Consider the following 21,815-nt stretch of genomic DNA (forward strand, 5'->3'; position numbering starts at 1 on the left):
TTCGGATCTTGAATCGGTGGGTGCGCAGGCGCATGTTTTTAACATGCAGTTAAACCCGCTCAATATGCCTCCGATGGCAAAGCCTCAGCCGCCGATCACACCGGCGATGCAGATGGCTATGTCTCCGGCGGTTCAGGCGGCGCAGCAGACCACCTCCACTGTTCGCACTCAGACGGTTCAGGCGACCCAGGCGGTCGGCAAGCTGGACCAGACACGGGAAACGCGCAACGCCACCCAGTCGGGGCAGGCGATCGATCCGCAGACGGCGGCAGTCCAGGCACGAACAAACGGAACCGGCTACGGCGGCAAGCAGCGGGGCACACTCTTGGACGTGAGCGTCTGAGGCGTTTTCACGCGTCCTTTCCCGCTGTTCAATTCGCAACCTCTCCGCCATTATCATATGCAAAGCCGAGGCGGTTTTTCGCGTTGCCGAAGGCTGTTGCCAGGAAGCTGGTTCGGCTGTAACGCGCTGGAGCCGTTCGCGTGATGCATTCCGCCCTGATCGACATGATCGCCGCTGGACAAACGGATGTTGGCCGTGTCCGGTCGCGCAACGAGGACTCGTTCCACCTCGACCCGGCGCTTGGCTTGGCGGTGATCTGCGACGGCATGGGCGGGCACGCTGGTGGCGACATCGCAAGCCGCACCGCGGTGGAGGTGGTGTCTGCCGTCGTTGCGTCCTACGACCGCAGACATGACGGCCGGACACCATCCTTGGCGGAGGAGGACAGGGCGGCCGCCGACGCCGCATTGACGGTCCGTTCCGCGGTGGTGGCTGCCAACCGCCGTATCAACGCCCTGAACCGCCAGCGCGGTTTCGCCGAAGGGCGCGGCATGGGCACCACGCTGGTGGGGCTCTGGCGCATTCCGGGAACCGGGCGGGTGGTGGTGTTCCACGCCGGAGACAGCCGGTTGTATCGCTTGCGCGGCGGTGAGTTTCGTCTGCTGACGCGCGATCACAGCCTTTACCAAGTGTGGCTCGACAACGGGCGCCGCGGGCAGGCTCCCCAGCGCAACATCATTGTCCGCGCACTTGGCACCGGGGAGCAGGCGGAGCCCGATATCGCCATCCACGATCTGCAGCCTGATGACCTCTACCTTCTCTGTTCGGATGGGCTGACCGGAATCGTGCCGGAAGGGATGATCCAGCGGATTCTCACCCAACAGCCGCCTCCCGCTCCCGAGGATGCCTGCGCCAAGCTGATCGATCTCGCAAACGGAGCGGGCGGGCCGGACAACATCACCCTCATTCTCGCCCGCTTCATCCTTCTCCCGGCCTGAATACAGGGTGCATAGCCAAGCCTGTCAGGGCGCCTTGGTTTTCAGGAAACGCGCTGTGGCCACGGTGGTCGGAGCGGCGGAGTCCAGCGCCTGCTTCAATGCGGGAAGATAGGATGCCGCCGTTTCGGCTTCAGGGCGGGGAGACGGGAACAGCGGTGCGGGGCTGGCGATCACGACGATCAACTCATGACCGTATGGCGGCCCGATGCTCCAGAATCGTCCGCCGGCGCCGCGCTCACCCAGCCGGCGAATCGCACCGGGCTCCACACGGCCGCTGACCTCCAAGGGATTGGGCAGCAGATGGATCACGTCGCCGTCCGACGTGAAATAATCCACTTGCAGATAGGTTGGAAAATCAGGGGTTACGACGTCGAACATCAGGTCTTGGCCGCCCTTGAACGGCGTTCCGGCGGCCTCCTTGAAACGGATCGACAAGGGTGTCGCCGAACCGGCGTTGACGGACCGCAGCGGTCCGATCAGGGTCAGAGGCTCGCACAGGGCAGGGGACGCGCGCTCGATGTCGACGGCGGCCCGTTGACCGGTGAGGAGATCCTGGGCGAGCAACGCGAGGCTATCCGGATCAGTATCGCCCGCGGTCAAGCCGGAGATCGCCACCCTCTGGTCCTTGCCGATGGCGACATCGAGTTCGGCGCAATGAAACTCCGCCAAGGCAGTCCGCAGCGCCGACAGATCGGGCACGGCGGGAACGGGCGGAACGTCAGGATCGGAAGGTGGATGGGCGGAGACGGGCTCGCTGTCCGCTGAGCCATCGGACGCCGCGCTGCCATGGTTCGGCCAAGCGGTCGCAGCGACCCCGACAGCGGCGGCAAGCAGCGCCGTGGCGCATCGGTGCCGCCATGTCGTCGGCGTGTGGGAGTCCTTCACCGAATCCTGACCGTTGGCTATAAACTGGGATTTATGTAGCGTGCATTTTGGGCATCGCCAAGGGCGCAGAGGCAGACACTCCTAGGGGAATGTCGATCATATAATCTGTATTATGGAAAATATCATCGGAGAGATGAGGAGGGCCCCAATCCGTCCCTTCCGGCGTTCCGATCAATGGATTATCGTCGCGGCTCGTTTCTGCGTCCAATTCCATCGATGAAGGCTGCGCCTTATGCCTCGTTCCTCGTGGCTTTTCGGCCCCGCGTTGTCGCTCTGCCTGCTTCCGTTCGCCGCTATGGGCCAGACGCCACCCGATTGCGCCAAACCATCCGGCCGCGCTGAACGGACCATCTGCGCCAGCGCCGACTTGAAGGTCGTCACCGAGGACTTGGCGACGCTGCTGCGCGACACCTTGGGGAACACATCCACCGATGACCGGGATGCCATCGAGCGTGCGCAGAAAGCGTTCCTGACCGAACGTGACGCCGCTTGCGCCGACAAGTCCACCATCCCGGCCTGTCAAGCCCTGTATGAGAAACGCACCGCCGACCTCGCCGCTCAGAATTCGGCGGCGCAGAAGAAGCTGGCCGCGGTCGTCGCCGGCATTCCAAAGGACGCCAAGGCCGCTGCCGCGGCGCTCCAGCGCTACAGCGGTGCGCCGGCGAAGGCATGGCTGGTCTATCTCCACCAGAGCGGCGCGGTGGCGGTGCCCGATAAGGACGCCACGGTGCGCAGACTGGTGGGCGAGATCTTGAACCAAGGTCTCCCAAAAGACCCTTATCTTCATGAAGAGATGGCGAATCTCGGTGATGTTCCGAGCGCTCCGCTGAGCACGTCGCTGCTGTTCCTGCGCCACGTCCTGTCGACCACGGAAATGGACGCACCCTGCTTCCTGTTCACCAAACATGGGCAGCCGGCCTTTGAAGCCTTCGGCGCCTTCTGGGGCAACGCGCGCGACGAGACGCCCGGCCTGTGCAACCCGCCGTCCTCCCTGTTCGATTTGCCGGAATGGAAGGCCGTCTCCACCCACATGGACCCGGCCATCGAGCCGGCCCTGGTGGAACGGGGCAGCATCCGCCATGGCTATGAACGCCAGTTCGAGGTGGACGATCTTCAAGCGTCACTGGTGCCCAGCACGCTTCTCGAAGCGCCCATGTCCGCCGAAGCCAAGAAGATGGCCGAGCAGCGCGGCCGGGCCGTGGCTGCTTTTCGATCCTGGAGTGATTTCGACGTTTGGCCGGAGAAGGAATACCGGGCAGCGGTGAACACTCTGCCTGCAGCCATCACTGCAACTTCAAAGCTTTACAGAGAAAAGTTCAAGCTGAATCCCCAGACGGCGGATCAGGCGGCCAAGGCGGCCGCGGACCGTTTCATCGCCGGGCGGCTGGGTCTCATCATGCCGGACGACTGACCGTCGCCCTGCCCCATCCCCTCATCAAACAAACCTTAAAGCTCGATGACGAGCCCGTCATAGGCGGGCTCGACACCGGCAGGAAGCAGCCGGCGGAGCGTGTCGTAATCCATGGTCTGGTCCATGTGCGTCAGGAAGGCCCGCTTGGGGCGCACCCGCGCGATCCACTCCAGCGTCAGGGCGAGATGGGCGTGAACCGGATGTGGCGGCTCGATCCGAGCGCAGTCCACCACCCAGACCTCGACACCCTCCAGCGCCGCGAAGGCGTCTTCATCCAATCTCACAACGTCGGTCGAATAGGCAAATTTATCAAAGCGATAGCCAAGGGTCTTCAGATAGCCGTGGTCCTGCTCGAAGGGCACGATCCGGCGACCGCGCACCTCGAACGGGCCTTCCACGGCGCGAGGCGTCAACACCGGGCGGTAAAAGGGATCACCGGGGCGCAGAGGCTCGAAGCAATAGCCGAAACGCCGCTCCAACTCGGCCAGATCATCGGCGCGGCCAAAGGCGTCGATGGGCGCATGCATGGCGCGGCACAGTTCCCTGAGTTCGTCGATACCATGGGAATGGTCGGCGTGCTGGTGCGTCCACAGCACGGCGTCGAGCCGCCGCACATCGGCGTTGAGAAGCTGCTGGCGCAGGTCCGGCGAGGTGTCGACCAGGACGCTGACGTCACCGCCCTGCCCGGCCCTCTCCTGCTCCCACTCCACCAGGATAGACGGGCGCATCCGATGGTTCCTGGGGTTCGCCGGGTCACAGGAGCCCCAGCCGAGACCGATCACGGGGACGCCCCGTGATCCGCCACAGCCGAGGATCGTGACCCGCTGGCCGGTCATGCGGGGTCCTGCTGGCCCGTGCCGGCTCGGGGGAACAGGCGGAAGAAGTTCTCGGTGGAAATCCGGGCCATGTCCGCCGCGTCCACGCCCTTGACCTCGGCCACGCAGGCCGCGGTGTGGGCGACGTAAGCCGGTTCGTTGCGCTTGCCGCGGAACGGAATCGGCGCCAGATAGGGCGCGTCCGTCTCCACCAGAATCCGGTCGAGCGGAACGTCCTTCACGATGGCGCGGAGGTCCTCCGACTTCTTGAAGGTGACGATCCCGGACAGAGAGATGTAGAACCCGAAATCCAGAGCCTCTTCAGCGAGTTGCCGCCCGGAGCTGAAGCAGTGCAGCAAGCCGTTGACCGGCTGGCCGGCGGACTCTTCGCGGATGATCCGCATGGTGTCGGCGTCGGCGTCGCGGGTGTGCACGATCAGCGGCAGGCCGGTCTCCAGGCTGGCCCGGATGTGCCGGCGAAAGCACTCCTGCTGAACGTCCCGTGGGCTCTTATCGTAGAAGTAGTCGAGCCCGGTCTCGCCCAGCCCGATCACCTTCGGGTGTTTCGAGAGTTCGACGAGGCGTTCGACGGACACCCCGTCGATTTCCTCCGCCGCCTGATGCGGATGGACGCCAAGCGAGCACAGAACGTCGTCGTAGCGCTCGGCGACCGCCAGGATGCGGTCAAAGCGCGACAGGTAGGTGCAGATGGTCACCATCCGCCCCACCCCCGCCTGCCGGGCGCGGTCGATGACCGCGTCCAGCTCCTCGGCGAAATCGGGGAAGTCGAGATGGCAGTGGCTATCGACCAGCATCGTTCGTCAGCTCTTTGCTTCGTCCACGTAGCGCGGGAACACGCCCTGCGGCGTCGGCAGCGGCGTGCCGGGGACCAGCGCCCCACCCGCCCCCAGCCGGTCGAACCCGCGGGCCTCTGGCCCTTGCGCCAGTTGGTCCAGGATCTTAGCCGAGGCTTCCGGCATGATCGGCTGGGTCAGGATGGCGAGATGGCGGATGGTCTCGGCCAGCACGTACAACACCGTGGCCATGCGCGCCGGATCGGTCTTCTTCAGCGCCCAGGGCGCCTGTTCGTCCACATAGCGGTTGCCGTCGCCGATCACCGCCCAGATGGCGTCCAGCGCCTTATGGAAGGACTGCGACTGAATCTCCGCCCGGACGATCGGCAGCAGATTGCGGGCGGCGCCGAGCAGGGCGTCGTCGGCCTCGGTGAAGGGACCCGGCTGCGGTACGGCGGCCCCGCAGTTCTTACCGATCATCGACAGGGAACGCTGCACGAGGTTTCCGTAGTCGTTGGCGAGGTTGCCGTTGATCCGCTGCACCATCTGCTTGTGCGAGAAGTCGCCGTCGTTGCCGAAGGGAACCTCGCGCAGCAGGAAGTAACGGGTCTGGTCCAGGCCGTAGGTGTTGACCAGCGTCTCCGGCGCGATGACGTTGCCCAGCGACTTCGACATCTTCTGGCCTTCGATGGTCCACCAGCCATGCGCGAAGACGCGCTTCGGCGGGGCCAGCTTGGCGGCCATCAGGAAGGCCGGCCAATAGACGGCGTGGAAGCGCAGGATGTCCTTGCCGACCATGTGCAGGTTGGCCGGCCAGTATTTGGCGTACTCGCCGCTCTCGTCCGGGAAGCCGACCGCGGTGATGTAGTTCGCCAGGGCGTCCAGCCACACGTACATGATGTGGTCGGGATTGCCCGGCACCGGGATGCCCCACTTGAAGGTGGTGCGGCTGACCGACAGGTCCTTCAGCCCCGACTTGACGAAGGCGACGACCTCGTTGCGCTTGCCGGCGGGGGCAATGAAGTCCGGGTTCTGCTCGTAGAACTCCAGCAGGCGGTCCTGCCAGGCCGACAGGCGGAAGAAGTAGGACGGCTCCTCCACCCACTCGCACTCGGCGCCGGTCGGGGCGATCTTCTTGCCCGACGGCGCGGTGGTCAGCTCGTCCTCGCCGTAGAACGCTTCGTCGCGCACCGAGTACCAGCCGGCGTAGCTGCCGAGATAGATCTCGCCGGCCGATTCCAGACGGCGCCACAGCTCCTGTACCGACGCGATGTGCCGAGGCTCGGTCGTACGGATGAAGTCGTCGTTGGAGAAGTTCATCAGCGAGACGAGGTCGCGGAAATTCTTCGACACGCGGTCGGTGAACTCCTGCGGTGCGATGCCGGCGTTCATGGCGGATTTCTCCACCTTCTGGCCATGCTCGTCGGTGCCGGTGAGGAACTTCACGTCATAGCCGTCCAGCCGCATGAAGCGGGCCAGCACGTCGCAGGCGAGCGTGGTGTACGCATGCCCGATGTGGGGCACGTCGTTCACGTAGTAGATCGGAGTCGTCAGGTAAAAGGTCTTCGACCCGGTCATGGCAGAGGCTCTCCCGAGAATGCGCCGGCCCGGCGCGTCGCCGGCCCGGATGGGCGTGGTGTGTCGTCCGTGTTAATTAGCAGCCGCTTCCAGCGTCGCCAAGGCGTTCAGGACCACCTGTTTGCGGTCGAGATTGGCGGATTCCGCACGGGCGAAGTGACGTTGGACCTTTTCCCACACCTCCACCCAACGTTCAAGGCCGCGGGCGTTGGCCAGACGGGTCATCAGGGCGGCTTCCCCGGCCACAACCTCCGCCGGCCATGCGCCGCGGGCCAGCGACCGGACGAAGCGGGCCAGCCACCAGACGAGCAGGTCGGTGGCCGTCTCGTACAGCCCGTCGTCCTGCTTGCGGGTCAGCTTGTCGCCGAAGGCGTGCGCAGCGGTGATGTCCAGCCGCGGCAGGGTGCCGAGCAGCCCGATCAACTCCCGGTAAAGGTCGAGCCCGCCGGCCTCGACCAGCCCGATGGCCCGGCCGATGCTGCCCTCCGCCAGCCGGGCGAGCGCTGCCCGGTCCTCGCCGCCGAGGTCAGGGCGATGTTGGGCCAACAGGTTGAGGACCGTTTCCTCAGGAAGCGGTTGAAGCGTCAGCTTGCGGCAGCGGGAGCGGATGGTGGGCAGCATGCCGCCGGGGTTGTCGCTGACCAGCAGCAGCAGGGCGCCGGTCGGCGGCTCCTCCAAAATCTTAAGAATGGCGTTCAAGCCACTGAGATTCATACGGTCGGCGCCATCGATCACGGCGACGCGCCAACCACCCTCGGCGGCGGTCTTGCGCAGGAAGGGGCCGATCTTGCGCACGTCGTCCACGGCGATGTCGCGCTTCAGCCGGTCGCGCTTCTCGTCGCGCTGGCGCTCCACGGTCAGCAGGTCGGCGTGCCCGCCCGAGGCCACGCGGCGGAAGACCGGGGCGTCCGGGGACAGCGCCAGCGAGGCCGGCGGCGGCGCGCCGAACAGGCCGGCATCCGGCGGCTCGAGCCCCTGGGACAGGACGAAGCGGGCGAAGCGGAAGGCCAGCGTCGCCTTGCCGATCCCCGGCGGACCGCCGATCAACCAGGCGTGCGGCAGGCGGCCGGAGTTCCAGGCGTCAAGCAGCAGGCGCTCGGCGTCGTCATGGCCGGTCAGATCGGGGTTGCGGCGCGGGGCGAGGGCGTCCTCCTCCGCGACCGGTTCGGGCGCGCGGGCGCGGCTCACCTCAGGAAACTCCCAGGCGGCGGGTCACCGTGTCCAGAATGGCCGCCTGCACCGCTTCCACGGGGTGTCCGGCATCGACGACCACGCAACGCTCCGGTTCCCGCGCGGCGATGTCGAGGAAGCCGTCGCGCAGGCGGTGGTGGAAGGCGACGTCCATCCGCTCGTAGCGGTCCTCCCCGCCACGCCGGGCGGCGGCCCGAGCCAGCCCGTCCTCCACCGGCAGATCAAGGATCAGGGTCAGGTCGGGCCGGAAATCGCCCAGGGCGGTGGACTGCAGCGTGGCGATCAGATCGCGCCCCAGCCCCAGCCCGTAGCCCTGATAGGCCATGGTGCTGTCGAAGAAACGGTCGCAGATGACCCAGTGACCGGCCTCCAGCGCAGGCCAGACGGTGCGCTCCAGATGGTCGCGGCGGGCGGCGGTGTGCAGCAGCGCCTCGGTCACCGGACCCCAGCGGCCGGTCTCGCCGGACACCAGAAGGCCACGGATTTCCTCGGCGCCTGGCGAGCCGCCGGGCTCGCGGGTCAGCACGACCCGCTTTCCCCAACCGATCAACGCGTCGGCGAGCAGGCGGATCTGGGTGGTCTTGCCCGCCCCTTCGCCGCCCTCCAGCGTGATGAACCGCCCGCGCGTCATGGTCTGCTCCCGATGGTGATGAGGCCCGCCGCCTTCCGGATTCCGGTGGCGACGGGCCGGCTTACACCAATCAGCTCGCCCCGAAAATGAGGAACTTCGCCGCCGCCAGGGCGCGGCCCACGAAGCCCAGCTTCTCCACATCCTGGGCAGCGACCACCGGGAACTCCTTGCCCGGGAAGCCCGGCGCGGACACCACCACCTTTCCGACAACGTCGCCCTTCTTCACCGGCGCGGCGACCGGGGCGTTGCTGACCAGCGACACCTTCATGCCGCTGCGGTCGGCGCGGGCCATGGTGACCTTCATGTCCTCCGGCACGGTGACCGGAACGGTGTCCTGCGCGCCCAGCCAGAGCGGCACCTGATCCACCGTCTCGCCCGCCTTGAACAGGGCGTAAGTAGCGAATTCGCGGAAGCCCCATTCAATCAGCCGGGCCGCCTCGTCGGCGCGGGCCTGCATGTTCGGCAGCCCGTTGACCACCAGGATGAGTCGGCGCCCTTCCCGCTCCGCCGAGGCGGTCAGGCCATAGCCGCCGGCCTCGGTGTGGCCGGTCTTCATGCCGTCCACATCCATGCCGCGGTAGAGCAGCGGGTTGCGGTTGCCCTGGTTGATGCCGTGGTACTTGAACTCCCGAATCGAATAGTAGTGGTAGTATTCCGGGAAGTCCTTGATCAGATGCTCGGCCAGAATCGCGAGGTCGCGGGCGGTCATGTAGTGATTCGGGTCGGGCCAGCCCGTCGCGTTGGTCAGGTTGGTGTCCTTCAGCCCCAACTCGCGGGCGCGCTTGTTCATGCGCTCGGCAAAGGCCGATTCGGAGCCGGCGAGACCTTCGGCGAAGACGATGCAGGCGTCGTTGCCCGACTGCACGATCACGCCCTTGATGAGGTCGTCGACCTTGATGTTGTTGTGCAGCTCCACGAACATCTTGGAGCCCTGCATCCGCCACGCGCGCTCCGACACCGGCAGCGTGCTGTCCAGCGTCAGCCGGCCTTCCTTGATCGCGTCGAAGACCATGTACATCGTCATGATCTTGCTCATCGAGGACGGCGCCATGCGCTGATCCGGGCTCTTCTCGAACAGCACGGTGTTCGAGGTGATATCGACCAGGATCGCCTGCTTGGCGATGGTTTCGATGCTGGCGGCGTGAGCCACCGGCCCCACCCCCGCCGCGAACAGCGCGACCGCAAGGCCCATGGCGAAACGGGTGCGGGCAACGCGGGTGCGGACGACAGCGACCATGACAACTCCCTTCGAAACGCGGACTGGACAAGACGTGAAACGGAACGAGGCCCGACATCGGGCCAAGCTTGGGCTGGGCTCGCGGGTGATCAATCAACCACGATTTTGGCGTCGGTAAGGCCGGCTTGGATGATCTGGTTCAAAACGGCGTCGGCGGAGTCCACGCTGGCCAGCGGCCCCACCCTCACCCGCTGCAGCCGTTGCCGACCGGCGACCGTCTGGGTGACCTGCGCCTGCTGGCCAAGCGAGGCCAGACGGGCGCGCACGCGGGTGACGTTGTCCGGACTGCCGAACGCGCCGACCTGGACGTAGATCTGCTCGTAGGGCTTCACCGGCAACTCGGCGACCACCGGGGCGGGAACGAAGCGGCCGTCCACCATGTCGCCGGCCACCGTCGTGGGCGGCGGCACCGGGGCGCGGGTGACCGCGGCGGGGGTCGGTCGGACGGTGCCGCTGACCTCCACCGAACCGCGCGGGGCGGCCTTCGGCGGCGGGCCGTCCAGCTCCGCCAGCATCGGGGCCGGCGTGCCCTGGCGGGCCGCGGCGGCGACCGCGCGGCTTTCCTCCGCCAGAATCTGCACACGCACCTTGGCCGTGCCCGTGCCTTCGAACCCCAGCAATTGCGCGCCGCGCCGCGACATGTCGATGATTCGCCCATTGGCGTAGGGGCCGCGGTCGTTGATGCGAACAACCAGCGACCGGCCGTTGTCGAGATTGGTGACGCGCACGAGGCTTGGCATGGGCAAGGTCTTGTGCGCGGCCGTCAGCTCATTTTGGTCGTAAACCTCACCGTTGGCGGTGACCTTTTGGTGGAATCCCGGACCATACCAGGAGGCGATCCCGGTCTCGCTGTAGGAGTAATCCTCGGCGGGATAATACCAGACGCCGTTGACCTGATAGGGCTTGCCGACCTTGTAGACGCCACTGCGGGGCAGACCGGACGGGGATGGCGCGGATGGCGCGGACGCACAGGCGGCGAGAGTCAGCGCTCCTGCGAGCACGAGCGCCCCCCTCAGCATATGCGCGCGTCGCATGGTCCCACCCCGCTAAATCTGGTGGCGCCACTCTAGCCGAGTTACCTCGCCGCGCCAACCGCGCAACACCCCTCAGGAGCCCGCCTGTGCTGCAGTGCGGTCATGAGCGGGCCCCGGAAACAGCGAATCGGTCCGCCCCATCAGGCGGTAGGCGACGAGGCCGATCCATTCGCGGATCGGGTCCTGGAGCGCGTCGATCTGCTTGTCGAATTCGAAGCGGACGAAGGGCCGTCCGCCGAAGCGCGTGCGGTAATCGACCGGATAGGGAATCACCTCCCAACCAACCTGCCGGAAGATGCCGACCGACCGCGGCATGTGCATGGCCGAGGTCACGAGGACCCAGGTCTCCCCCGGCTTCGGCTGGACGAGACGCTGGCTGTACAGGGCGTTTTCCCAGGTGTTGCGGGACTCGTTCTCGTAGGTCACGCTGTCGGGGTCGATCCCGACCTGCCGAAGCGCGCCGCGGACCGCGAGGTCCTCCCGCAGTTCCAGGGCGTCCTGACCGGCCAGCCGTCCCGAGCCGCCGGTGAACACCGCGTGAGCCTGCGGATAGCGGCGGATCAGTTCGGCGAAACCCAGGATACGCTCCGCCGCGTCGTTGACGGACGGCTCGCCGCGGTCGCGGGTGATCGGCGGGTTCACCGCCCCGCCGAGCATGATGATCCCGTCCACCCGCTCCGGCAGGTCGGGGCGGGGAAAACGCTCCTCCAGCGGCAGCGCGACCCACGAGGCGATCGGCGTGACCATGACGACGACGAAGCCGACGGTGACCGCCACGACCAGCCGCCGCCCCCAATGGGCCAGACGGCGGGTGAACAGCAGCGCCGTCCCGGCGGTGAGGATCAGCATGAGCAGATTGCCCGGCGAGACCAGGAGCCACAGCAGCTTCGACAGCACGAAGGACAACAGCCGACCTCCCCTTTCGATTTTCGGTGGTTTCTAGATACGGATGTTCATCCCCGATGCCCAGAGGCGACGGCACGGTAACGAATCCGCCATCAATCCGTAACAGCGGCGTCTTCGGCGGCGGGTAAGGTCCGCGGTGCAACCAAGGATTTCCCGCATATGCTGTCGAACATTTCCATCGGCACGCGAATCGCGCTGCTGGTCGCCGCGTCCGTGGTCACCTTGGGCCTGCTGGGCGGGACGGTCACCGTTGGTGCCCAGCGCATGTTCGAGGCGACCGCCGAACTGGACCAGTTCCGCGACGCCTATGAACACACGGCGGCCATCGAGCGCCGGGCCAGCCGCCTGCGCTTCCAGGCGCTGCGCTTCGTGGCCGACCGCGACGAGGCGGCGGCCGAGGCCTTCGCGAAGAACGCGGAGGAGGCCTCGCGCCTGCTGGACAACCTCAAGGAACGCGGCGTGGAGCGCCTGCCGCAGGAAGAACTGGACCATCTGTCGCAGGGCATCGGCACGCTGAAGGAGCGCTTCTCGTCGGTCGTCGCGCGGGCGAAGGAACTGGGTCTGTCCGACGACAGCGGTCTGCGCGGCGTCCTGCGCGCCTCCGCCCGCGCCATCGAGGACGAGTTGAAGCAGTGGCCGAACGCCGACAAGCTGACCGGCCGCATGGAATCCATGCGGAAGATGGAGAAGGACTTCATCATCTACAGCGACGAATCGCTGCTGTCCGGCCACCGTAAGGCCTTCAACGAATTCACCTTCTTCCTCGCCGATTCGGGCCTGGACATAGCCACCCAGACCAGGCTGGAGAAGCAGGCCCGCACCTACCGCACCGATCTCGGCCGGTTCGTCGACGCCACCAAGGCGTTCCGGGCCGAGGTGCAGACCTTCAACGACGCCTTCCAGGCCATGGTGCCGCGTTTCGAGGCCCTGCTGGAGTCGGCCAACGCCGGCATGGCCGGGGCGGTGGAGACTCAGAACCGGGTGCGCAGCGAGGTGATCGCCAACGTGCTCCAGGTAGGCTCCGTCCTGCTGGTCGGCTTCGCGATCATCAGCCTTCTGGTCGCCCGCAGCATCACCCGGCCGCTGCGCCTGATCGAGGGGGTGATGGAACGGCTGGCCAGCGGCGACCGGACGGCAACCGTGCCGGAGACCGGGCGGCGCGACGAGATCGGTGCGATGGCCCGCGCCGTCAGTGTGTTCAAGGAGAATCTTCAGCGCACGCATGAGCTGGAGCAGGAGTCCCGCCGGGCCGAGCGCCGGGCGGAGGAGGAGCGGGAAACCGCGCTGCGTGCCATCGCCCACGACTTTGATTCGGCCTTCGGGCGGGTGCTCCACACGGTCAGCCACGCCGCCGACCAGATCCGCAACGGCGCGCACATCTTGCGCGACACCGCGGAGAAGATGAAGGAGCAGGCGCTCGACACGTCAGAGAAGGCGGAGCAGACGTCCGAGGTGGTCGGCATCGTCAACAACGTGTCGCGCACCCTCTCCGCCTCCATCGGCGAGATCGGCGGACGGGTGACCACCTCCAGCACGGCGATCCGCCGCGCCGTGGATCACGCCCGGCAGAGCGACTCGGCGGTGGCGGCGCTGGCCGACAGCTCGCAGCGGATCGGGGAAATCGTCCGGCTGATCAACGACATCGCCGGACAGACGAACCTGCTGGCCCTGAACGCCACCATCGAGGCCGCGCGCGCCGGCGAGGCCGGCAAGGGCTTCGCCGTCGTCGCGTCGGAGGTGAAGGTGCTGGCCAACCAGACCGCCAAGGCGACCGAGGACATCGCCGGTCAGGTCGGCGCCATCCAGGAGGCCACCGGCTCCGTCGTCGAGGCGATCCGTGCCATCCGAACCACCGTCGAAGAGGTTGCCCACCTGTCGGAGGACGTGTCCGCCGCCGTGCGCGACCAGCTTGAGCAGACCGAGGAGATCGTCGGCGCGGTGGGCCGGGCCAACGACAACACCCACGAGGTGACCGAGAGCGTCAGCACCATGGCGATCACCGCCGCGGAGACCGGCAAGTCGGCCATCGAGATGATCTACTCCGCCGCCCAACTGGCGGACGAACTCCGGCAGCTCGAAGCCGACGCCGACCGCTTCGTGTCCTCCATCAAGATTTAAGGCATCACGCTGTCAGGCATTCTTCAGACAAAGAGAAAGGGCAGGAGCCGAAGCCCCTGCCCTTTCTCGCTTTTTACGGTCTGGATGACCGGCCTTACGCAGCCAGCATCTCCAGCGCCTTCTGCAGCTTGTCGCGGGCCTGCTCCGCCGTGTCGCGGCGGTCGCGCTGCTCCTCGATCACCTCTTCCGGCGCCTTGGCGACGAACTGCTCGTTCGACAGCTTGGCGTCGATCTTCTTGATCTCGCCGGACAGCTTCTCGATCTCCTTGGTCAGGCGTGCCCGCTCCTTGTCGAGGTCGACGATGCCCTCCAGCGGCAGGACCAGCGTGGCTTCGTCGAGCACGGCCTGGACGGCGCTCTTCGGCACCGGGCCGGACAGCGGCTCGACGCTGGCCAGACGGCCCATGCGCAGGATCAGGTCGCGGTGCATGTCAAGCCGCTTCAGGCTCTCCGGACCAGCGTCCTTCAGCTTCAGTTCGATCTGCGCCGCGGGCGGGACGTTCATCTCCGACCGCATGGAGCGGACCGAGGAAATCGTCCGCACCACCCAATCCATCTCGTCACGGGCGGCCGGGTCGATCAGTTCCGCGCCATGTTCCGGCCAATGGGCGGAGATCAGGCGGTTCGCCCGGTCGTCCGAAAGCTGCTCCCACAGCTCCTCGGTGATGAAGGGCATCAGCGGGTGGAGCATGTGGAGGATTTCGTCCAGCACCCAGGCCGTGGTCGCCCGCGTCTCGGCGATGGCGGCCTCGTCCGCGCCGTTCAGGATCGGCTTGGTGAACTCCAAGTACCAGTCGCAGAAGGTGCCCCAGGTGAAGGCGTAGGCGGTGTTGGCGGCCTCGTTGAACTTGTAGGCCTCGATGGACTCGCCGACCTTCTTCGCCGCCTCCGCCAGGGCGCCGACGATCCAGCGGTTCACCGTCTGGGTCAGGCCGACCGGCTTGAAGCCGGGGATCGGGGCCACCCCGTTCATCTGGGTGTAGCGGGCGGCGTTCCACAGCTTCGTCGCGAAGTTGCGGTAGCCCTCGACGCGGCTGACCGCCAGCTTGATGTCGCGGCCCTGGGCGGCCATGGCCGTCAGGGTGAAGCGCAGGGCGTCGGTGCCGTACTGGTCGATCAGCTCCAGCGGGTCGATGACGTTGCCCTTGGACTTCGACATCTTCTGGCCCTTCTCATCGCGGACCAGAGCGTGGATGTAGACCGTCCGGAAGGGCACGTCCTTCATGAAGTGCAGGCCCATCATCATCATCCGGGCGACCCAGAAGAAGATGATGTCGAAGCCCGTCACCAGCACGTCGGTCGGGTAATAGCGCGCCAGCTCCGGAGTCTCGTCCGGCCAACCCAGCGTGGAAAAGGGCCACAGGGCCGACGAGAACCAAGTGTCCAGAACGTCCTGGTCGCGGGTCAGCGCCACGTCCTCGCCGTAATGGGCCTTGGCCGCGGCGACGGCCGCCTCCTCGGTCTCCTCGACGAAGAAATGACCGTCCGGGCCGTACCAGGCGGGAATCTGATGGCCCCACCAGATCTGGCGGCTGATGCACCAGGGCTGGATGTTGCGCATCCATTCAAAATAGGTGTTCTCCCACTGCTTGGGAACAAACACGGTCTTTCCGGTCTCCACGGCCTCGATGGCCGGCTTGGCGAGCGTGGCGGCGTCCACGTACCACTGATCGGTCAGCCAGGGCTCGATGGCGACGCCGGAACGGTCACCGTGCGGCACCGTGTGGGTGTGCGGCTCGATCTTCTCCAGCAGGCCCAGCGCCTCCAGCTCGGCCACGACCTTCTTGCGCGCCTCGTAGCGGTCGAGCCCGCGGTAGGCCTCGGGGACCTCGTCGCCGGTGATGCGGGCGTCGCGGTCCATGATGTTGATGGCCGCGAGGTTGTTGCGCCGCCCGACCTCGAAGTCGTTGAAGTCGTGGGCCGGGGTGATCTTCACAGCACCCGAGCCGGTTTCCGGATCGGCGTACTCGTCACCGACGATGGGGATCAGGCGGCCGACCAGCGGCAGAACGACGTTCTTGCCGATCAGATCCTTGTAGCGCTCGTCCTCCGGATGCACGGCGACGCCGGTGTCGCCCAGCATCGTCTCGGGACGCGTGGTGGCGACCACGATGAACCGGTCCGCCTCGCCCTCGATCGGGTAGCGGAAGTGCCAGAGGTTGCCCTTGATCTCCTTCTGCTCGACCTCGAGGTCGGAGATGGCGGTGTGCAGCTTGGGGTCCCAGTTGACCAGCCGCTTGTCCTTGTAGATCAGGCCCTGCTTGTGCAACTCCACGAACACCTTGCGGACGGCGCGGCTCAGCCCCTCGTCCATGGTGAAGCGCTCGCGCGGCCAGTCGGGCGAGGCGCCCAGCCGGCGCAGCTGGCGGGTGATGGTGCCGCCCGATTCGGCCTTCCACTCCCACACCTTGTCGATGAAGGCGTCACGGCCGAAGTCGTGGCGCGTCTTGCCTTCCTTGGCGAGGTTCCGTTCCACGACCATCTGGGTCGCGATGCCGGCGTGGTCGGTGCCCGGCTGCCACAGCGCGTCGCGCCCGCGCATCCGGTTGTAGCGGGTCAGAACGTCCTGGAGCGTGAAGGTCAGCGCGTGGCCCATGTGCAGGCTGCCGGTCACGTTCGGCGGCGGCATCATGATGGTGTAGGGCTTGCCGTTCGACTCGGTCTTCGCCGCGAACGCGCCCGTCTCTTCCCACAGCCGGTAGTGCTTTTCCTCGACCTCGGCGGGCCGGTACGTCTTTTCCAACATCACCAGGAACTTTCGCTTACGAATTCAAACGGAATGCGTGGCCGGAATGCGTGGCGGGCGTGACGCCGCTCAGAATTTCTGGGACCGCCGGATCATCCGGTCGATTTCCTGCTGAACCAGCCGTTCGACAATGGTCGGCAGGTTCTCGTCCAGCCATTCCTTCAGCAACGGCCTCAACAGCTCACGAACCACCTCCTCCACGGTGCGGACGCCGACGGGCATCGGGCCGATGGACAGATCGTCTCCGAGCTGGCGCGCCAGATGCGTGAAGTGGTGGGACGATTCCTCGGCCACCCGACGGGAGATCAGCCCGTCGTAAGACCCGACGGACGGATGCGCGGCCGCGGCGGGGGCGGTTCGTCATCGTCGAAATCGTCGAAGGCCGGCGCCGGACGCTTCGCGGCGGGACGTGGCGGCGGAGGCGGCGGTTCGGGGTCCGGCGCGTGATACGCCGGCTCCGGGTCGGCCATGCCACCGAAGGCCGGCTCGTCACGCCACGGATCGGGCTCCGGTTCGTCGGGCTCGTCCCTCCGCTCGTCCTGGAGCATCTGCGTGAGTTCCAGAACATCATCGTCGTCATCCTCCATGGGGGGAGGCGGCGGCGGCGGAGGAGGTGGCGGCGGGGGTGGAGGTGGCGGCGGAGGCGGAGGGGGCGCCGCTTCCGCCTTCGCGGGTTCGCCGTCCTCCGAGATGATGCGGCGGATGGAGGCGAGGATCTCCTCCATCGACGGTTCTTGCTGGCCTTTATCGCTCATCGTGGCAAACCCGGGGACGTCATCCTGACGCGGACACTAGGGCAGGACTGGGTAAAAAGCCACCAGACAAAAACGGCCCGCCGAGGCGGGCCGTTTCGATCATCCGGGGACGATCACCCAGGAAGGGGCATTCAAGTGCGATCACTCCGGAACGCCGGTGCCGATCCACTTGTTCCGCACCTGCTTGTAGTGCGTGTCGGCGTCGTAATACTGGACCGGCAGGTTGAGCTGCCGCGCCGTCAACTGGCCGATGGCGCCGAGGACCGTGAAGGCCTGGACCATCTCCGTCCGCTGGGCACGGACGAGGTTGACGCGGGCGTTCAGCAGTTCCTGCTCCTGGTTCAGCACGTCGAGCACAGTGCGCGAGCCGACCTGGGCTTCCTGCCGCACGCCTTCCAGAGCGATCTCGGCGGCCCGGATCTGGGAGTTGTAGGATTCGATGCTCGCCCGCGCAGCCTGCAGGCCCTGCCACGCGCTGATCGCCGCCTCGACCGCCTGACGGCGGGTGTCGTCGATCTGCAGTCGAGCCTGATTCGCCGTGTGCTTCGCCTCGCGGGTCAGCGCTTCCGGCAGGCCGGCCTGATAGAGCGGGATGGTGAGCTGCGCGGTGAGCTGCGCGCCGTCCTGCCGCTTGATGTCGATGCCCGACGACCGGCCGGCGTCGATGGTGCGGTTGGCCTGCGCCGACAGGTTGGCCGACGGGAGCAGGCGGCCGAACTGCTGGTCCACCGCCTCGCGCTGCGCCGCCTCGGTGTAGGTGGCCGACAGCACCGACGGATTGTTGGAACGGGCCATCTCGACGACCTCGTCGAGCGTCCCCGGCAGCTTGAACTTCGGCTTCGGCGCCTTCAGCTTGCCCGGCATCGATCCGACGACGCGCTCGTAGGTCGCGCGCGACGCCTGGAGCGTGCCATCGGCGGAGATGCGGGCGGCGATGGAGGCGGCCAGTCGCGATTCCGACTGGCTGACGTCGGTGCGGGTGTATTCGCCGACGCGGAAGCGGTCGCGGGCGGCGTCGAGCTGGCGGCGCAGGACCTGCTCGTTGTTGGCCTGGAGTTCCAGCACCGCCTGGTTCTGCACGACGTCCAGATAGGCCGCCGCGGCGTTCAGCAGGATCTGCTGCTCGTTGGCGAGCACAGTGGCGCGCTGGGCTTCGACGGTGCGCTCGGCGCGGCGGACGGCCGGACCTACGGTCGCGTCGTAGAGCGGCTGGGTGGCGGTGACGCCGACGCTCTTGGCGTTGTTCTCGGAACCGGTTTCGCCACCCTGAAAGGTGCTGCTGGTGGCGTTGCGGGTGATGCCCGCGGTCGCCCGCACCGTCGGACGGTAGCCGGACAGGGCCTGAGGAACGCTTTCGTCCACGGCGCGCTGACGGGCGCGCTGGGCGGCGAGCGCCGGGTTGTTGGAATAGGCCTGCGCTAGCGCGTCTTCGAGGGATTGGGCCGACGCGGTGTCGATGCCCCCGACGAAGGCAACCCCCAGCGTGAGGGCGGTCGCCATCAAATGGCGCGCGAAACGGCTTCGCACAGTCATGTTCAATAGACCTTCATGTTCGGGTCGATTCGGCGCGCCCAGGCATCCACCCCGCCATTCAGATTGGTGGCGCGGGAAAATCCCTGGGAACGCAACCACATGGTCACCTGCGCACTGCGCCCGCCGTGGTGACAGACAACCACGATGTCGCGGTCCCGCGGCAACTCCCCGGCGCGGGCGGGCAGCGCCCCCATCGGAATGTGGAGGCTGTTGGGAAGGGCACAGATGGCCACCTCCCCCGGTTCCCGTACGTCGAGCACCAGCGGATCGCCACCCGATGTCCGGATGCGGTCCAGATCCTCGACTTCCATGTCAAACGGCGCCGGCATGCCTTGATTCTCCGCTGCGGGCCGCAGGACCGCGGCCGGTGAAAGGCAAGGTGACAGGCTGGGGGACGGTCGAAAGGGGCCGAAGCCCCTTCGGTCACTCTTTCCGGGATCAGAATACAAATTTCGGCTTGGCTTCGAAACCGGGCAACGGGTGCGGATGCGCCTCGAACAGCGTGCGGGCCGAGGTGACTCCGCCGCTGCGCTGGTACAGCTTCACTTCGCCGACCCTGCGATCGCCCAGAACGGCGGCAACCAGCCGTCCGCCCTCGGTCAGCTGGGCCAGGATGCCTTCCGGCACCTCCGAAACGAGGCCCTCGATGACGATCACGTCGTAAGGTGCCTGCTGCGGGTAGCCTTCGGTCAGCGGAGCGGTGATGACAACAGCGTTATCGACGCCGACCGCGCTCAGCGACTCCGTGGCCTGCCGGGCCAGCTCGGTGTCGGACTCGATGCCGACGACGGTCGCCGCGAGGCGGGCCAGCACGGCGGTCGAGTAGCCGGAGCCGCTGCCGATGTCGAGCACGACGTCGGTCTCGTCAATGCCCACTTCCTGGAGCATGCGGGCAAAGACCATCGGCTCCATCAGATAGCGGCCGTTGCCGATGGCGAGATCCTCGTCCACATAGGCGAAGCCGCGCGCCGCCTTCGGTACGAACTGTTCACGGGGAATGTCGAGCATGGCATCGACCAGACGCTGGTCGGTCACCTTGTTCGGTCGGATCTGCCCTTCGACCATGTTGAGACGGGCGGCGGCGTATTCGGACATGGCGGTCGCTTACAATCTGGTGGACGGAGCGCGGCGCCAAGCCGTGGGTCGCGGCCTCGCTGCCTCGTCGCGTATATATCTTCAAAGTCTCACGAACACAACGCCACACCGGATCATCGAAAAAACGCCGCGAAGGCCCTTGACCACCCCTTTGAACCGCAGTATACGTCCGCTCCCACGCCGCGGCGCTCCCGCTAGGGGGTGCCGGACGCAAGGATGGCGCGGTGGCAGAGTGGTGATGCAGCGGACTGCAAATCCGTGTACGTGGGTTCGATTCCCGCCCGTGCCTCCATCCTTGATGCGGCTGAGACAGCTGAAAAATCAAAGCGTTTGATGAGCATCGTGCCTGTGCGGCCCGGTGCTTTTCGGCGTTTTGGCGTTGCGTCTCTCCGGCCCCCTGCCCTGCCCCGCCGTCGTTTTTTTGCCATCAAAAGACTTGGCAAGCGTCGGAGGGTCGGCTATATAGCCGCCCACGCCGGACGTTGCGCCTCGCAAGGGCCGGTCAGACTGATCCCGGTTAGCTCAGTCGGTAGAGCAGCGGACTGTTAATCCGCGTGTCGCTGGTTCGAGTCCAGCACCGGGAGCCAATTCGATGAAAAGGCCGAGTCCTCGCGGGCTCGGCCTTTTCTCATAGCGGTCACTCATATCGTCCCTTCACCGCCACCGCTTCCGGCATCATCCGAAGGAACGAGCGTTCCGACCGAAGGCTTGATGCCGCCGCAACGCTTCCGGCGCTACAATTCCACCGGACACCCACGCGAGTCGGGATTGCGCCTGTTCAGCGGTGGAGGCGACCCATGACCCTTCTCCCCCTCAACTTTCGACCCTTCACACCCAAGGCTGCACCCCCTCGGCCCGACGGCCGGCAGGAAGACGGTGGCTGGATCGCCGCGGTGGCGATCATCGCCCTCGCCATGGCTGTTGCCGTCGCCCTGCTCGGCGTCGATTGGCACCGGATGCTGGTCCGTGGCGATGCGGTGCTGCCGGAAAACCAGCGGTCGCTGGTGGTTGCACCGATGCCCCGTTGAAATGCCGCGCTTGGACCGGTTTGGACCGAAAACCAGATGGCCGGCCGCCCTGCTCGGCTGCCTATCAAGACAGATTTCTATCGAGGCAGATTTCTATCGAGGCGGATTTCTATCGAGGTTGCGGATCGTCATAGATCAGGCGGTTGTCCGCAGCCTCGCCGACGGGATCGCCGATGTCGCGTTTCCACTCGCCGCACCAATCGGTGGACAGGGTAATCGGAAAACGCCCTTCCGTGTCGCGCGGGGTCACCTGCGGCGGAAAGCGGCGGCACAAGCCCTTTGGTCCCCTCTGGCGGATGCCCTGCCCTTCCCAGAACAGGCAGGTGTAGCAATTGTCGATTCGCTTCATCGTGGGGACGCGCTCCTTCCTTCAACGACGACGCCCCGGGGCGGCGGTCCGGCCCGGGAGCGGCGGCAGTGTCGGCCAGCCGCCCCCTCCGCGTCGATGAAGAAATGCGCCCAAGCGTCGACTGCGGCGCGTCACTCGTGCCGCGGCTTGCCTTTGCGCATGTCATCGGAGTGCTGGACATAGAAGGCCTTGATCTCCGCATCCAGTTCGAGCTTCCGGCGCTCGCCGGGCGAACCGGCGGGCTCGTCGGCGAGACGCTGAAATTCCGCCACCGCCTGTTCGAGTTCGCGTTCGCTGTTGATGGGCATCGTCCCGTCCTTCGTGGTGTCGCTGGTACGGGTAACGTTGTGCGGCGGGCGGAGGTTTCACGGCCCCGACGAGGGGGCTCCGGTCGATTCGGAAATCCCCTTGATGGTTGCGCGCCGACG

Annotated in this window: 22 protein-coding genes and 2 tRNA genes; 7 read left to right on the forward strand and 17 right to left on the reverse strand. The window is 66.5% G+C overall.

Annotated features, from left to right (window positions below):
- Positions 1 to 112 precede the first annotated feature (112 nt).
- Both H1Q64_RS11225 and H1Q64_RS11230 read left to right on the forward strand, forming a co-directional pair.
- Positions 113 to 343 carry a hypothetical protein gene (locus H1Q64_RS11225; RefSeq protein ID WP_237903558.1) on the forward strand — a complete coding sequence of 77 codons (231 nt, stop codon included), beginning with the start codon at positions 113 to 115 and terminating at the stop codon, positions 341 to 343.
- Between the two features lie 143 nt (positions 344 to 486).
- Complete coding sequence (locus tag H1Q64_RS11230; RefSeq protein WP_237903559.1) at positions 487 to 1,281, forward strand: PP2C family protein-serine/threonine phosphatase; 795 nt, start codon at positions 487 to 489, stop codon at positions 1,279 to 1,281.
- Between the two features lie 24 nt (positions 1,282 to 1,305).
- Here the strand turns inward: H1Q64_RS11230 and H1Q64_RS11235 are convergent, their stop codons facing one another.
- A complete protein-coding gene (locus H1Q64_RS11235; RefSeq protein ID WP_237903560.1) occupies positions 1,306 to 2,166 on the reverse strand; it encodes a DUF4384 domain-containing protein in 861 nt (286 codons plus the stop codon).
- 232 nt (positions 2,167 to 2,398) lie between these two features.
- Between H1Q64_RS11235 and H1Q64_RS11240 the strand changes: the two genes are divergently transcribed.
- Entirely contained in the window at positions 2,399 to 3,577 is a 1,179-nt protein-coding gene (locus H1Q64_RS11240) for a lysozyme inhibitor LprI family protein (RefSeq protein WP_237903561.1), read from the forward strand.
- A gap of 35 nt (positions 3,578 to 3,612) precedes the next feature.
- On the opposite strand, the gene H1Q64_RS11245 is transcribed toward H1Q64_RS11240, so the two are convergent.
- The 8 genes from H1Q64_RS11245 to H1Q64_RS11280 form a co-directional block, all read right to left on the reverse strand.
- A complete protein-coding gene (locus H1Q64_RS11245) occupies positions 3,613 to 4,413 on the reverse strand; it encodes an MBL fold metallo-hydrolase (protein ID WP_237903562.1) in 801 nt (266 codons plus the stop codon).
- Positions 4,410 to 5,207 carry a TatD family hydrolase gene (locus tag H1Q64_RS11250; RefSeq protein ID WP_237903563.1) on the reverse strand — a complete coding sequence of 266 codons (798 nt, stop codon included), beginning with the start codon at positions 5,205 to 5,207 and terminating at the stop codon, positions 4,410 to 4,412. The genes H1Q64_RS11245 and H1Q64_RS11250 overlap by 4 nt, the downstream gene beginning before the upstream one ends.
- 6 nt (positions 5,208 to 5,213) lie before the next feature.
- On the reverse strand, positions 5,214 to 6,764 hold the full coding sequence (gene metG / locus H1Q64_RS11255) for a methionine--tRNA ligase (RefSeq protein WP_237903564.1): 1,551 nt from the start codon (positions 6,762 to 6,764) through the stop codon (positions 5,214 to 5,216).
- Positions 6,765 to 6,836: 72 nt separating this feature from the next.
- A complete protein-coding gene (locus H1Q64_RS11260; protein ID WP_237903565.1) occupies positions 6,837 to 7,952 on the reverse strand; it encodes a DNA polymerase III subunit delta' in 1,116 nt (371 codons plus the stop codon).
- 1 nt (position 7,953) lies between these two features.
- Positions 7,954 to 8,586: a dTMP kinase gene (gene tmk, locus H1Q64_RS11265; RefSeq protein ID WP_237903566.1), complete on the reverse strand. Its 633-nt coding sequence runs from the start codon at positions 8,584 to 8,586 to the stop codon at positions 7,954 to 7,956.
- A 70-nt stretch (positions 8,587 to 8,656) separates the two neighbouring features.
- A complete protein-coding gene (locus H1Q64_RS11270; protein ID WP_237903567.1) occupies positions 8,657 to 9,823 on the reverse strand; it encodes a D-alanyl-D-alanine carboxypeptidase family protein in 1,167 nt (388 codons plus the stop codon).
- A gap of 89 nt (positions 9,824 to 9,912) precedes the next feature.
- Entirely contained in the window at positions 9,913 to 10,857 is a 945-nt protein-coding gene (locus H1Q64_RS11275; protein ID WP_237903568.1) for a septal ring lytic transglycosylase RlpA family protein, read from the reverse strand.
- Between the two features lie 72 nt (positions 10,858 to 10,929).
- A complete protein-coding gene (locus H1Q64_RS11280) occupies positions 10,930 to 11,754 on the reverse strand; it encodes a YdcF family protein (protein ID WP_237904938.1) in 825 nt (274 codons plus the stop codon).
- A 168-nt stretch (positions 11,755 to 11,922) separates the two neighbouring features.
- Here H1Q64_RS11280 and H1Q64_RS11285 point away from each other — a divergent pair, with 168 nt between their 5' ends.
- Positions 11,923 to 13,881, forward strand: a complete 1,959-nt coding sequence (locus H1Q64_RS11285; RefSeq protein WP_237903569.1) for a methyl-accepting chemotaxis protein — start codon at positions 11,923 to 11,925, stop codon at positions 13,879 to 13,881.
- A gap of 94 nt (positions 13,882 to 13,975) precedes the next feature.
- Here the strand turns inward: H1Q64_RS11285 and H1Q64_RS11290 are convergent, their stop codons facing one another.
- From H1Q64_RS11290 to H1Q64_RS11315, 6 genes are all read right to left on the reverse strand, one after another.
- Positions 13,976 to 16,627, reverse strand: a complete 2,652-nt coding sequence (locus H1Q64_RS11290) for a valine--tRNA ligase (RefSeq protein WP_237903570.1) — start codon at positions 16,625 to 16,627, stop codon at positions 13,976 to 13,978.
- Positions 16,628 to 16,696: 69 nt separating this feature from the next.
- Complete coding sequence (locus tag H1Q64_RS11295; protein WP_237903571.1) at positions 16,697 to 16,921, reverse strand: DUF2497 domain-containing protein; 225 nt, start codon at positions 16,919 to 16,921, stop codon at positions 16,697 to 16,699.
- Between the two features lie 11 nt (positions 16,922 to 16,932).
- A complete protein-coding gene (locus H1Q64_RS33970; protein WP_330874491.1) occupies positions 16,933 to 17,382 on the reverse strand; it encodes a hypothetical protein in 450 nt (149 codons plus the stop codon).
- A gap of 141 nt (positions 17,383 to 17,523) precedes the next feature.
- Complete coding sequence (locus H1Q64_RS11305) at positions 17,524 to 18,915, reverse strand: TolC family outer membrane protein (protein ID WP_237903572.1); 1,392 nt, start codon at positions 18,913 to 18,915, stop codon at positions 17,524 to 17,526.
- Positions 18,916 to 18,917: 2 nt separating this feature from the next.
- Positions 18,918 to 19,244 carry a rhodanese-like domain-containing protein gene (locus H1Q64_RS11310; protein ID WP_237903573.1) on the reverse strand — a complete coding sequence of 109 codons (327 nt, stop codon included), beginning with the start codon at positions 19,242 to 19,244 and terminating at the stop codon, positions 18,918 to 18,920.
- A 109-nt stretch (positions 19,245 to 19,353) separates the two neighbouring features.
- Entirely contained in the window at positions 19,354 to 20,010 is a 657-nt protein-coding gene (locus H1Q64_RS11315) for a protein-L-isoaspartate O-methyltransferase family protein (protein ID WP_237903574.1), read from the reverse strand.
- Positions 20,011 to 20,228: 218 nt separating this feature from the next.
- Between H1Q64_RS11315 and H1Q64_RS11320 the strand changes: the two genes are divergently transcribed.
- From H1Q64_RS11320 to H1Q64_RS11330, 3 genes are all read left to right on the forward strand, one after another.
- Positions 20,229 to 20,302 (forward strand) — tRNA-Cys (locus tag H1Q64_RS11320).
- 219 nt (positions 20,303 to 20,521) lie between these two features.
- Positions 20,522 to 20,597 (forward strand) — tRNA-Asn (locus H1Q64_RS11325).
- Between the two features lie 210 nt (positions 20,598 to 20,807).
- Positions 20,808 to 21,038: a hypothetical protein gene (locus tag H1Q64_RS11330; protein WP_237903575.1), complete on the forward strand. Its 231-nt coding sequence runs from the start codon at positions 20,808 to 20,810 to the stop codon at positions 21,036 to 21,038.
- Between the two features lie 109 nt (positions 21,039 to 21,147).
- Here the strand turns inward: H1Q64_RS11330 and H1Q64_RS11335 are convergent, their stop codons facing one another.
- Positions 21,148 to 21,387, reverse strand: coding sequence for a hypothetical protein (locus H1Q64_RS11335; protein WP_237903576.1), 240 nt, complete (start codon positions 21,385 to 21,387; stop codon positions 21,148 to 21,150).
- Between the two features lie 131 nt (positions 21,388 to 21,518).
- Positions 21,519 to 21,695 (reverse strand): hypothetical protein, encoded by a 177-nt coding sequence (locus H1Q64_RS11340; RefSeq protein WP_014240443.1) that lies wholly within the window; start codon positions 21,693 to 21,695, stop codon positions 21,519 to 21,521.
- Positions 21,696 to 21,815 lie beyond the last annotated feature (120 nt).

The organism is Azospirillum brasilense (assembly GCF_022023855.1).
Lineage (GTDB): Bacteria > Pseudomonadota > Alphaproteobacteria > Azospirillales > Azospirillaceae > Azospirillum > Azospirillum brasilense_F.